The 12058-nt window shown below is 46.8% G+C and carries 10 protein-coding genes; 1 reads left to right on the forward strand and 9 read right to left on the reverse strand.

All coding sequences use genetic code 11. From position 1 onward, the window contains the following. Nucleotides 1-24: 24 nt before the first annotated feature. The 4 genes from gcvP to A587_RS0112705 form a co-directional block, all read right to left on the reverse strand. Entirely contained in the window at nt 25-2925 is a 2901-nt protein-coding gene (gcvP, locus tag A587_RS0112690; RefSeq protein ID WP_017217915.1) for an aminomethyl-transferring glycine dehydrogenase, read from the reverse strand. A gap of 182 nt (nt 2926-3107) precedes the next feature. Next, the gene (gene gcvH / locus A587_RS0112695; protein WP_010370541.1) at nt 3108-3497 is read right to left on the reverse strand and encodes a glycine cleavage system protein GcvH; all 390 of its coding nucleotides are present in this window, start codon (nt 3495-3497) and stop codon (nt 3108-3110) included. Between the two features lie 76 nt (nt 3498-3573). Beyond that, on the reverse strand, nt 3574-4656 hold the full coding sequence (gene gcvT, locus A587_RS0112700) for a glycine cleavage system aminomethyltransferase GcvT (RefSeq protein ID WP_010370538.1): 1083 nt from the start codon (nt 4654-4656) through the stop codon (nt 3574-3576). An 85-nt stretch (nt 4657-4741) separates the two neighbouring features. Further along, nucleotides 4742-5317 (reverse strand): hypothetical protein, encoded by a 576-nt coding sequence (locus A587_RS0112705; RefSeq protein WP_017217916.1) that lies wholly within the window; start codon nt 5315-5317, stop codon nt 4742-4744. A 129-nt stretch (nt 5318-5446) separates the two neighbouring features. Between A587_RS0112705 and A587_RS0112710 the strand changes: the two genes are divergently transcribed. Next, nucleotides 5447-6292 carry a LysR family transcriptional regulator gene (locus A587_RS0112710; RefSeq protein WP_010370532.1) on the forward strand — a complete coding sequence of 282 codons (846 nt, stop codon included), beginning with the start codon at nt 5447-5449 and terminating at the stop codon, nt 6290-6292. A gap of 392 nt (nt 6293-6684) precedes the next feature. On the opposite strand, the gene A587_RS0112715 is transcribed toward A587_RS0112710, so the two are convergent. The 5 genes from A587_RS0112715 to A587_RS0112735 form a co-directional block, all read right to left on the reverse strand. Next, on the reverse strand, nt 6685-7854 hold the full coding sequence (locus A587_RS0112715; protein WP_017217917.1) for an FAD-dependent monooxygenase: 1170 nt from the start codon (nt 7852-7854) through the stop codon (nt 6685-6687). Nucleotides 7855-7864: 10 nt separating this feature from the next. Further along, on the reverse strand, nt 7865-9037 hold the full coding sequence (ubiH, locus tag A587_RS0112720) for a 2-octaprenyl-6-methoxyphenyl hydroxylase (RefSeq protein WP_017217918.1): 1173 nt from the start codon (nt 9035-9037) through the stop codon (nt 7865-7867). A gap of 12 nt (nt 9038-9049) precedes the next feature. Then, complete coding sequence (gene pepP, locus A587_RS0112725; protein WP_017217919.1) at nt 9050-10360, reverse strand: Xaa-Pro aminopeptidase; 1311 nt, start codon at nt 10358-10360, stop codon at nt 9050-9052. A 2-nt stretch (nt 10361-10362) separates the two neighbouring features. After that, a complete protein-coding gene (locus tag A587_RS0112730) occupies nt 10363-10926 on the reverse strand; it encodes a UPF0149 family protein (protein WP_026000986.1) in 564 nt (187 codons plus the stop codon). Between the two features lie 196 nt (nt 10927-11122). Next, on the reverse strand, nt 11123-12046 hold the full coding sequence (locus A587_RS0112735) for a DUF945 family protein (RefSeq protein WP_017217921.1): 924 nt from the start codon (nt 12044-12046) through the stop codon (nt 11123-11125). Between the last annotated feature and the right edge of the window lie 12 nt (nt 12047-12058).

A 12058-nucleotide genomic window follows, 5' to 3' on the forward strand; every position in this document is an offset into this window, starting at 1 on the left:
AGATCTGCCGTGATCAACAAACCCTTACGCATCGCGGTAAGTATCAACCGCTGGGCAAGAACAAATTAGGTTACGGTCGCCGTATACGTCGTCGATACGGGTAACTGTTGGCCAGAATTTGTCTTTTGCTACGCTTGGTACTGGGAATGCAGCGTAGAAACGATCGTATGCACGGTTCCAGTCGTTGCTTAATACGTCTGCTTGCGTGTGTGGTGCAAATACTAATGGGTTGTCTTCGATAGACCATTCGCCTGATGCAATCTTGTCGATTTCACCTTTGATAGAAACCATGGCTTCGATAAAGCGGTCGATTTCTACCTTAGACTCCGATTCCGTTGGCTCAACCATAAGTGTGCCCGCTACTGGGAACGACATCGTTGGTGAGTGGAAGCCGTAGTCTTGTAGACGCTTAGCAACGTCCATTTCGGTAATACCTGTGGCTTCTTTCAGTGGGCGAAGGTCAACAATACATTCGTGAGCAACGCGGTCGTTACGGCCACGGTATAGAATTGGGAAGTGCTCGCTCAACTTAGCCGTTAGGTAGTTAGCGTTTACGATTGCCATTTCAGTGGCTTGCTTAAGGCCTTCGCTGCCCATCATCGCGATGTATGCCCACGAGATAGGTAGAATAGCAGCAGAGCCGTAAGGTGCCGCAGAAACCGCGCCGTTACCTACGTTTGTACCTTCTACGTTGATCACGCTGTGGTTAGGCATAAATGGCGCTAGGTGCGATTTAACACCGATAGGACCAACACCTGGACCACCGCCACCGTGTGGAATACAGAATGTTTTGTGTAGGTTTAAGTGTGATACGTCAGAACCGATTGAACCTGGGCTAGTTACCCCAACCTGCGCGTTCATGTTTGCGCCGTCCATGTATACTTGGCCGCCGTGCTGGTGCACGATGTCGCATACTTCACGGATAGATTCTTCGTACACACCGTGTGTAGACGGGTAAGTGACCATGATGCACGATAGGTTTTCAGCTACGTCTGCGGCTTTCGCGCGTAGGTCTTCCATATCGATGTTACCGTTTTTATCACAGTCAACCACAACCACTTTCATGCTTGCCATTTGTGCAGACGCTGGGTTTGTACCGTGCGCTGAACTTGGGATCAAACAGATATTACGGTGACCTTCACCGCGAGACTCATGGTACTTACGGATCGCGATAAGACCTGCGTATTCACCTTGTGCACCTGAGTTAGGCTGTAGTGATACTGCGTCGTAACCTGTGATGTTCACAAGCCAGTCGTGCAGCTCAGTCATCATGATCTTGTAACCTTGTGCTTGGTCGATTGGGCAGAACGGGTGTAGCTCTGCAAACTCAGGCCAAGTCACTGGGATCATTTCTGCGGTTGCGTTTAGCTTCATGGTACACGAGCCCAATGAGATCATTGAGTGGTTTAGTGCTAAATCTTTGTTTTCAAGACGCTTGATATAACGCAGCATCTCGGTTTCGCTGTGATAGCTGTTGAAGTTTGCGTGCGTTAAAATTTCGTCGTCGCGTACTAGGCTTGCAGGAATACCTGTGATGTTCTCGCCTGATACTTGTGCGTCTAGCGCCTCTACATTTAGGCCGTGGTCGTCGCCTAAAATGATATCAAATAGCTCTGCTACGTCTGCACGCGTTGTGGTTTCGTTTACTGCAATTGAGTATTCGCCGTTGTGGTTAAGGGCAAAGTTCACGCCTTTTGCTACTGCACGCGCCACAACCGCTTGCTTGTCAGCGTCGTCCGCTTTAACGGTAATAGTGTCAAACCACGTATCGTGCTTAAGTGCTACGCCTTTTGCTTTAAGACCCGTGGCAAGAATGCTTGCAAGGCGATTAATGCGCTCAGCGATGATCTTAAGACCTTGAGGACCATGGTAAACCGCGTAAAACGCAGCCATGTTCGCAAGTAGCACCTGTGCAGTACAAATGTTTGAGTTGGCTTTTTCACGGCGGATGTGCTGTTCACGAGTTTGCATCGCCATACGTAGCGCGTCGTTACCTAAACGGTCTTTAGACACACCAATAATACGGCCAGGTAGTGAACGCTTGTAAGCATCACGCGTAGCAAAGAACGCCGCGTGTGGACCGCCGTAACCCATAGGTACACCAAAACGCTGTGCAGAACCAAGCACGACGTCTGCACCTAGTTTTCCTGGTGCTTTAAGTAGCATTAAGCTCATGATGTCTGCGGCAACACAGGCAATCGCTTTTTTGTCTTGTACTTGTGCGATTAGGTCAGTAACGTCAACCACTTCACCTGATGTTGTTGGATACTGGAATAGCGCACCAAAAATCTCGTGGTTAGCAGCGTCGCTAGCAGGGCCTACTACTACTTCAAAACCAAACTGCTCAGCACGCGTAGATACTACGTCGATAGTTTGTACGTGTACGTCGTCGGCAATAAAGAAGATGTTTGCTTTTTTCGCTTTAGATACACGTTTCGCAAGCGCCATTGCTTCTGCCGCTGCGGTGGATTCGTCAAGTAATGATGCACTTGCTAAGTCTAGGCCGGTAATGTCCATAGTCAGCGTTTGGAAGTTAAGTAGTGATTCCAAGCGACCTTGCGCAATCTCTGGCTGATAAGGGGTGTAAGCTGTGTACCAACCCGGATTCTCAAGTACGTTACGTAGGATAACGTGAGGTACGTGAGTTGGGTGGTAGCCTTGACCGATGTAAGATTTGAAAACCTTGTTTTTGCTTGCTACTGATTTCAGGTAACTTAGGGTTTCCACTTCTGTGCGGCTTTCACCGATCTGTAAGCCCTCTTCTAAACGAATTGAAGCAGGTACAGTTTGACCGATCAGCTCTTCAACACTAGATACTCCAAGAGCGCTTAGCATCTCGCTCACCTGTGCCGGGCTTGGCCCAATATGGCGGCGGATAAAATCTTGCTTTTGCTCTAACTGTTCAAGAGATTTGGCGTTTGACATTAGTCCAGGTTCCTATGATCCAAATGAAAAAGGTGAATACTGTTTTTATCTAAATGAGATACCTTGGTAACGGCAGTATTCTAAAAACGTTGGCATGATCTCGTCATACCTTGAGCAAGCGCCCTTGCCCAAAAAGCAACAATAAAAGCCCCTAAAAAGGGGCTTTTATTACTATCAACAAATTAGTCTTCGTCGATTGAATTTGCGTAGCCTTCAGCGTCTAGTAGGTTATCTAGCTCAGACTCATCAGACGCTTTAATTTTGAACAACCAACCGTCACCGTAAGCATCGTTGTTTACAGTTTCAGGCGCATCTTCTAGCTCTTCGTTGATTGCAACGATAGTGCCGCCGATTGGTGCATAGATATCTGACGCTGCTTTTACAGACTCAGCTACCGCGCAGTCTTCACCCGCGTCAACTTCATCATCTACATCTGGTAATTCAACGAATACCATGTCGCCTAGAAGCTCTTGTGCGTGCTCAGTGATACCAACAGTGTATATGCCGTCACCTTCAGCGCGAACCCACTCGTGTGAAGTAGCGTACTTTAACTCGCTAGGAATGTTGCTCATTTTTTTGTTCCTTTGGTCGGTTGCGATGTCACCCCGTGAGCGACATCAATGTTATTCTATTTATTATCTATAAAAACTAGATAATTGACTTGCCGTTACGAACGAAGCTTGGCTTAACTACTTTAACATCAACTAGCTTCTTACGCATTTCAACTTGTGCAGTCTCGCCAATTGAACGAGGTACACGCGCAAGCGCTACACTGAAGCCTAAAGTTGGTGAGAATGTACCAGAAGTGATAACACCTTCGCCACCTTCTACGATAACTTTAGAACCACCACGTAATACGCCTTTGCTTTCTAGGACTAAACCTACCAGCTTATCGGTGCTTTGCTCTGCACGCTGTTTAGTGATAGCTGCACGACCGATAAAGTCACGCTCCTCTGGCTCCCATGCAATTGTCCATGCCATGTTCGCAGCAAGTGGAGACACCGTCTCGTCCATGTCTGAGCCGTAAAGGTTCATGCCCGCTTCTAAACGTAGCGTATCACGTGCACCTAGGCCAGCTGGACGCACACCTGCGTCTAATAATTTTTGCCATAAGTCCGCCGCACCATCGTTGTGCACTACGATCTCATAACCCTCTTCACCAGTGTAGCCAGTCGTTGCGATAAATAGGTCGCCAGCTTGCACACCAAAGAATGGCTTCATGCCTTCAACAGCCGCTTGTTGTTGTTCGTCTAGGATAGTTGCTGTTTTTGCTTTTGCGTTTGGACCTTGTACCGCAATCATCGCGTACTCAGGACGCTCAGTAACTGTCACTTCAAAATCAGCCGCTACCGCACCGATATGTGCGAGATCTTTTTCGCGTGTTGCAGAGTTAACTACTAGGCGATATTGTGTTTCAGTGAAGAAGTAAATGATAAGGTCGTCAATTACACCGCCCTGCTCGTTTAGCATGCCTGTGTATAGCGCCTTACCAGCCACAGTAAGCTTAGCTACATCGTTTGCAACTAGCTTTTGTAAAAATGCCTTTGCGTCTACACCTTCGATATCAACAATCGTCATGTGTGAAACGTCAAACATGCCCGCGTCTTGACGCACCGCGTGGTGCTCTTCAATTTGTGAGCCATAATTGATTGGCATTTCCCAACCGTGGAAGTCTACCATTTTCGCGCCTGCTTCTAGGTGCTTCGCGTGTAGTACTGTTTTAGAAGTCATACTTATCCTTCACTTTTTTACTCAGCCACCATCGGTTGGCGCTGAGGGGGTTATTGTTATCGCGCTTACGATAACTGCACGGAATTTATGAAACGAGTTTAAAACCAGCGTCAGTGAGCGTCGTTTGCCATTTTTCTAACACAGCAGCTTGCGCAATCAACTGATACTGTTGCTGTTCGTCCACCAGCAAGGTCGTAATAAATACTTCACCGCTTTGCTTGCCATAGCAGGCATTTTTATCTGAAATCCTCAGGCCTGGCGTTAACGTAAAGTCACTGACTAAACGCTCAAACGCAAGCTCACCGCTTATGGTGGCAGCAACTAAATCATGACGGCGTACCAGTTCAATATCAAACTCGTCGGCATGGCTATCAATCAGTGTTGCCAGCTCAGCGGCTGCGCTTTCACTTACAACAAAACGGTAAGCTGTTTCACTAAAATAGTACACGGCGAAATTTTCGCCACTGTCTAGTTTGCCTTGAAAACCCAAGCCTGGTGCCATTAACTTATTCAAGTTAAGTGCAAGAATTTGGCTTAAGAAAGGCGTGGTCTCAAAGCCGCTGAAATCGAGTACAACAACAGCATCAGTTGGCATGTAATGGTTTTGCGCCGGAACACTGCCCTGACGGTGCTTTGCAAAGATAATTGGCGTGACGCTCATGGCACTACCTTAGTGAAATTTCGATGAGCAAAAGTATAAGGATGCGCAAACTCAACAACAAATTGTATTTACTTATCAATTGATAAATAATATTAATGTACTTGGGTTTTATAAATTGCATTTCCTTATATGAAAAACTTATCAATTGATGGATTAAGAACGCTAGTCACTGTGGTTGATGTCGGTGGATTTGCCAAGGCCGGTGAGTTGCTTGGCTTATCTCAGCCTGCTGTTAGCTTGCAAATCAAACGTTTAGAAGACATGCTAGGTTGCAAGCTGTTTAAAAAGCAGGGGCAAAGGCAAGTGTTGAATCAATATGGTGAGCTACTCTTGCCTCTAGCCAAACAGATGCTGCAGCAAAACGATGCAATTATTCAGCAATTTACCTCTGAAAGTGTTACGGGCCGAGTACGTTTAGGTATTCCCAGCGAATTTGCAGCACGGATCTTACCTTCTATTATTGGTGATTTCGTTTCTTTATATCCTGACGTTGCATTAGAAGTTAAATCAAGATTAAGTAAACACTTACTTTCTGTAGTAAGGCAAGATCAGTTTGATTTGGTGCTAGCGCTTAATGAAGAGCTGAGTTCGTCTAAGTACCCGGTGTTTATGCAAGATCAATTAGTTTGGGTTGGCGATTTATCGCTTGCGCAGCATTCGGTGGTCACTTTAGTCACCGCGCCAGAGGGCTGTATTTATCGCCGCCGCGCTATCGAGGCGCTACAGCAAGCTGGATTACAATACCGTATCGTATATAGTAACGCCGACTTAACCGGCCTTACCGCCGCTTTAAAAGAGGGGCTCGGGATCACCGTGCTGGCCAAAAGCACCGTGCCAGCAGAGCTGCCTTATCAGACCCAAACTCAAATATTACCCGAACTCGGCCAAATCGGTATCAGCCTAGTCAAAAACACCCAAGAATCCGCCCACGCGGTTGATAAACTCGCAGAGTTTATTGCATTGAGGTTAGGTTAAAATATCGCGAGGTGAACCCGCTCCCACCTGAAGCAAATCCCCCCGCTTTGTGGGAGCCGCTTTATGCGGCGATACTGATTTGGGAAAAGATCGCGATGTAAAATCGCTCCTACCAGCAACATAAAACCTCTGTGGGAGAGGCTTTACGCGGCGAGGTTGTTGAAAAGATCGCGATGTAAAATCGCTCCCACCAGCAACATAAAACCTTTGTGGGAGCCGCTTTACGCGGCGAGATTGTTGAAAAGATCGCGGGTGAACCCGCACCCACCAACAACATAAAACCTTTGTGGTAGCCGCTTTACGCGGCGAGGTTGTTGCAATGATCGCGATGTAAAATCGCTCCCACCAGCAATATAAAACTTCTGTGGGAGTAGCTTTACGCGGCGATCTTTTTATTTGCCGCCTATCGCTTCTTTGGCGAACAGATGTTTGATTGGGCCGAGGTTGTCGACCAAGCTCAGGCCCACACCGCGCACTAGCTTTTTCAACGGGTGATTGCCTTCAAAAAGTTCTTTAAGCCCTTGCATCATGGCAATATGCTTTTGGGCATCTGCTTTTCTGCTGCGCTCATATTGGCGCAGTATCCGTGTGCTGGCAAACTGCTCTTGCGGTGCAGATAATAGCGTGATCAGATACGCAGCGTCTTTTAGCCCTAAATTCATGCCAAGACCTGCAAGCGGGTGAATGGTATGTGCCGCGTCGCCCATTAAAATGATGCGCCCTTGCACCCATTGTTTTGCATAGCGCATGGTCAATGGAAAAACATGTCTTTCGCTAATCAATTCACACACGCCGCACTGCATATCAATTGCAGCACTCAACGCTTTATTAAACGCCTCGATTGGCATGGCTTGTAGCTGCTTTGCTTTATCCGGTGCGGTAGACCATACAATTGAATGAGTATGTGGGTCATCAAGCGGTAAAAATGCTAAAGGCCCGTCAGGCAAGAAAACTTGTCTTGCCGTTGCATCATGTGGCGCTGCGGTTTTTATCGTTGCAACCAGCGCATGGTGGTCATAATCCCAATAGGTGATTGGCATATTAAACTGCTGGCGAATAGCCGAACGTGCGCCATCAGCCGCCACCACAAGCTTTGCCATCACCGGCTCACCAGTGGCTAAGGTTAACAGCACATCGGTGTCTGTTTGGTGCAAGCTTTGGTATTTTGTGCTCCACATCAGCTTGGCCGATTGCTGTGCTTCAAGTGCTGTTAACAGCGCAAAACGAATGGCGTCATTTTCAATGATATGACCAAGCTCAGGTAAGTCTAGCGATACATTATCAAAGGCGATTTTACCAAAGCTGTCTTTATCTCGTACATCCATACGAGTATATGCTGCGGCGCGCTGCGCTTTAATATCTGGCCACACGCCCAAGCGCTCAAATAGAGCCTGGCTTGCAGCGCTTATTGCGCTCACGCGTGCGCTGTATTCTTGTGCCAATGGTGTTGGCTTTTCACCACTGTCTAGCACTAATACCGAGATATTTTGCTGCGCAAGCCCCAGCGCCAGCGTTAACCCAACACATCCACCACCAACAATACAAACTTGAACTTGTTGCATGCCAACTCCTTTATCCTTTATATCCCATCAATTGCTTGGCCAGCGGCGCTCTTGCTGTTTTGGACAGCGCCATAGTGAGTAGACCTAAACTACGGCCTAAGGCTAAGACTCTTGATGAGTTTGAAAATAGTCGAACGAGCGCATCGGTTAATGTCATCACCGTATTAATATCATGCGCTCGCGCCAGTTGATAAGCACGCGTAAAATGAAAGCTTCCCCACTCTTCGGGCGCAATCGCCTGACATTGTGAGGTTAGTACTTGAATATCTCGTAGACCTAAATTAAAGCCCTGCCCTGCAATGGGATGAATGGCATGCGCCGCATTGCCAATCACCACCACGCGATGATGAGTGAGTTGCTCTACTCGCCCAAGCACCAGCGGATAGCTTGCTCTCATGCCCACTTGCACAAAGCGCCCGGCGCGATAACCAAAGGCTTGCTGCAATGCAGCTAAAAACTCGTGTGCTGTCATCGCTTCAAACTCGCTGAGTTGCTCATTTGGCATACACCACACCAGTGAATAGCGATTATCACTCATTGGCAACAGTGCCATCGGGCCATGTTCGGTAAAACGCTCAAATGCCTGACCACGATGTGTCGTGTCGATTTGCACATTGGCAATCAATGCACCTTGCTCGTAGCCTATGCTATCAAAGCCAATATTGAGCTTAGCCCGCGTGGGAGATTGCGCGCCATCCGCAACAACCAGTAATCGACTTTGTAATTGCTCGCCATTATCGAGCGTCAGTTCAACCTGCTCTGGTTGTTGATGTATATGCGCCACTTGGTTTGGGCAAAACAGTGCAATATCAAGATTGCTCAGCTGCTCGTGTAAAAAGCTGCCATAGGGATTGACTTCAACCACATAGCCCAACGCTTTTTGGTTGTAGTCTTCAGGTTTGATCCACGCTTTACCAAAGTGACCTCTGTCAGAAACATTCACTTGTGTAATTGGCTCAACGTACTGCCACTCGGGATTAAATAGATTTAGCTCGCCCAAAAATGCGACCGACTGCGCAGCAAGCGCAATACTACGGTCGTCAAAACTTGGATGCTGTTTACCTTTTGGCGCAAAGGCTTCAATAACCGCAATCTTTGCCTGCGGAGAGACTTTTTTTATGGCGATGGCGGCACTGGCTCCTGCCATACCACCACCAACCACGACGACATCAAACTGTTGCACGCAAAGTGTCCACTAGTTATTCATTAATGCTTCTATTTCTGCGATGGTTTTTGGCACCAGTGCGGTTAAGTTTTCATAACCTGACTCGGTGACCAACAAATCATCTTCGATACGAATGCCAATTCCTTTATACTCATCAGGAACTTGCGCATCTTCGTCAAAATACAGGCCTGGCTCAATGGTAAGTACCATGCCAGCTTCAAACGGACGATCCGCTTCATCTAACTTGTATTCACCGACATCGTGAACATCAAGGCCCAGCCAATGACCTAAACCATGCATGTAAAATGCTTTGCATGCCTGCGCTTCTACGAGCTCATTCACGTCGCCCGCAAGAATGCCTAAATCTACTAGCCCTTGAGTCAATACGGTCATCGCCACTTGATTGGCTTTGACTAATGTACCACCCGGTTTTACTTCACCAAAGGCCGCATTTTGCGCCGCCAATACCAACTCATAAATCTTACGCTGCGCATCAGTAAACTGGCCGTTTACTGGGAAAGTACGAGTTATATCAGCCGCATAGCCTTCAAGTTCACAACCCGAATCAATCAGTACTAAGTCGCCGTCCTGTAGCGCATCACAGTTGTCGGTATAGTGTAAAATCGTCGCATTGATGCCGCTGCCAACAATAGTGCCATAGGCTGGGTGGCGCGCACCGTTCATTGCGTAATGATGATGAATTTCGGCTTCAAGCTGGTATTCCGTTGCGCCCGGCTTCGCAAACTGCATGGCGCGTTTGTGCGCCTCAGCACTAATTCTGCCCGCTTCACGCATGATGGCAATTTCAGCATCCGACTTAAATAAGCGCATTTCATGGACGAGTGGGCGAATATCTTTGATGATCTCAGGGGCGCGATAGCCCTTTTTCGGTGCGCCACGCAATGTACTTAGTAACTGCCAAACCTTATCATCAAAGGCGCTATATGTGCCTTGTCCGTAGAATAATACCTTGCGACCATTCACGAGATTTAATAGCTCGTCGTCTAAGTCACTCAGCGCAAAGGTTTGGTCAAGTTCAAGTTGCGATTTAGCTTGCTCATAGCCCATACGGCGACCATGCCAAATCTCAGCAACCTTATCTTTATTACGACAAAACAGCGTAGACTTCGCGCTGCCGTCTCTGTCTTTCGTGAGCACCAAAACCGCATCCGGCTCCTTAAATCCCGTCAGGTAAAAAAAGTCGCTATCTTGGCGAAACGGAAATTCAGTATCGCGGCTACGGGTTAACTCGACGGCCGCAGGAATAATCGCTACGGCGTTGTTATCTAATGCCGCAATAAGACGCGCACGGCGTGCTACAAACTCGCTGTTTTTTATCATAATTAATGTATCGTCTTTGATGTGCTAACGGACTGGGGCTCTTTACCCATTTCGGCAAAGCATAACAGTGTAGAAACACGCACATATTCTACCACTTCGAGCAGTGCTTCTTTATCGTCGTTGCTGTCTTCAAAACCAGTATCAAGCTTAGTTATTTCGCTAAAGTCGTTAATCACTTCTTTAACATCTGCAGATAACTTACCGTAATCTTTTTGCTTTAAACCAAAGCCTAGTAAAAAGCCTGATACCCAAGCAATCAGTGCGTTAGCTTGGTCATGTAATGACTCATCTTCTGGCGGTAAATATAGTTCAAACTGGAACTCACCGTCGTTAAAGTGCTCGGCAACTTGCTTATATAAGTCGATGCAAAATTCTCTAATTGGCGCCGAAAACTTTTGACCGTCGTTAAATACGTCGCTCAATAGTCCTAAATACTCTGAATCTTCGATATTCAGACCACAGGCCAATAGCCCAGAAATGGTGCCGTGAACTTCGGCAGGGGCAATAAACAGTTCGTGTTTTTCTAATAGCAATTGAGCTTGCTGGTAGTCTTTGAATTCGCTCATAAATACATTCCCAAGCAATTGATACTCCAATGCTACCACCGCAGCCTTTGCAACTCCAACGAATTGTATGATCAACCTCAAGGCTGCTTTAGATTTCACCAATTTGGTAAAACTAATATGACGAATGAATGGGTTTATGAGAGGTGAAGGGATTGCAGAGCAAGTCCACAATCCCATTAAACTAGCTGGATTGGCTTTATTTACCGCTTGCCTTGATTTCGATAAGTTCAGACAGCGTTTCTGGATTTTGCGCCATAGCCAAAGATAGCTGTTGCCCAAGCGCCATCATACTTTGACTTTGTGGTACGGTCACAGAAATTGACAACGACTCCATTCCAGATACAAAACCCGTGATTGCATCTTTTAATTCTTGCGGCATCGGTGAATACATTAACTGTTGTGCTGTCACCGCTTCAAAGTCATCTTTGGTCATTCCTTGCTGTGCAAGTTCTGCTTCTATGAATTGAGGCAAGGTGCCTGCATTGTCAATATTAACAGCCAGCGATTTTAATTCGAGCGATTGCATTGCTGTCATCATTTGCGACTGTACTTGAAGCTCTTGCTCAAGATTTGGTGTATCACCTTGAATTTTTGACGCCGCTAATGAAGCATCCATAAAGGCCTTACTATTTCCAAACGCAGCATTAAAAGAGGTTTTTACAATACCTTCTGCCGACGTTGCGAATTTCACCTCGCTGGCGCCAGATGCATCGTCATAGGCAAGACTTGTTTTTAAATGATAAGTTGCATTGACCAGCTCCGGCGACATCCCTTGGGTAAACTCCGCTGCTTCTTTTGCTAATTTTAAACCAACCAGGTCAAGTTCGGTATAAGGACTGATTTTGTCTTGCTCGTAACCGACAATATTGAGCTTATCGATGGTAAATAATGTTATTTTTTCATCGGGCTGTGAGATCGTTAAATCGGCAATTTCTACACCGCGAGAAAATAAATCAACTGAGCTATTTGCAAAACTCACCGTAAGGCCACTTTGCTGTTCAAAACTTGAGATTTGCTTGGTGATCTCTTGTTTCACTTGCTCATTGACATAATAGTTTGCGCCAACATACCCTGCGCCTGCTAACACCACAACGGCAACTGCTAATGTGGACTTATTCATATTTCACTCCAT

It is taken from the genome of Pseudoalteromonas sp. NJ631 (genome assembly GCF_000276645.1).
Lineage (GTDB): Bacteria > Pseudomonadota > Gammaproteobacteria > Enterobacterales > Alteromonadaceae > Pseudoalteromonas > Pseudoalteromonas piscicida.

Coding starts and splice junctions, on each gene's coding strand:
- gcvP (WP_017217915.1), bottom strand. CDS start 2,925: ATGTCAAACGCCAAATCTCTTGAACAGTTAGAGCAAAAGCAAGATTTT.
- gcvH (WP_010370541.1), bottom strand. CDS start 3,497: ATGAGCAACATTCCTAGCGAGTTAAAGTACGCTACTTCACACGAGTGG.
- gcvT (WP_010370538.1), bottom strand. CDS start 4,656: ATGACTTCTAAAACAGTACTACACGCGAAGCACCTAGAAGCAGGCGCG.
- A587_RS0112705 (WP_017217916.1), bottom strand. CDS start 5,317: ATGAGCGTCACGCCAATTATCTTTGCAAAGCACCGTCAGGGCAGTGTT.
- A587_RS0112710 (WP_010370532.1), top strand. CDS start 5,447: ATGAAAAACTTATCAATTGATGGATTAAGAACGCTAGTCACTGTGGTT.
- A587_RS0112715 (WP_017217917.1), bottom strand. CDS start 7,854: ATGCAACAAGTTCAAGTTTGTATTGTTGGTGGTGGATGTGTTGGGTTA.
- pepP (WP_017217919.1), bottom strand. CDS start 10,360: ATGATAAAAAACAGCGAGTTTGTAGCACGCCGTGCGCGTCTTATTGCG.
- A587_RS0112730 (WP_026000986.1), bottom strand. CDS start 10,926: ATGAGCGAATTCAAAGACTACCAGCAAGCTCAATTGCTATTAGAAAAA.
- A587_RS0112735 (WP_017217921.1), bottom strand. CDS start 12,046: ATGAATAAGTCCACATTAGCAGTTGCCGTTGTGGTGTTAGCAGGCGCA.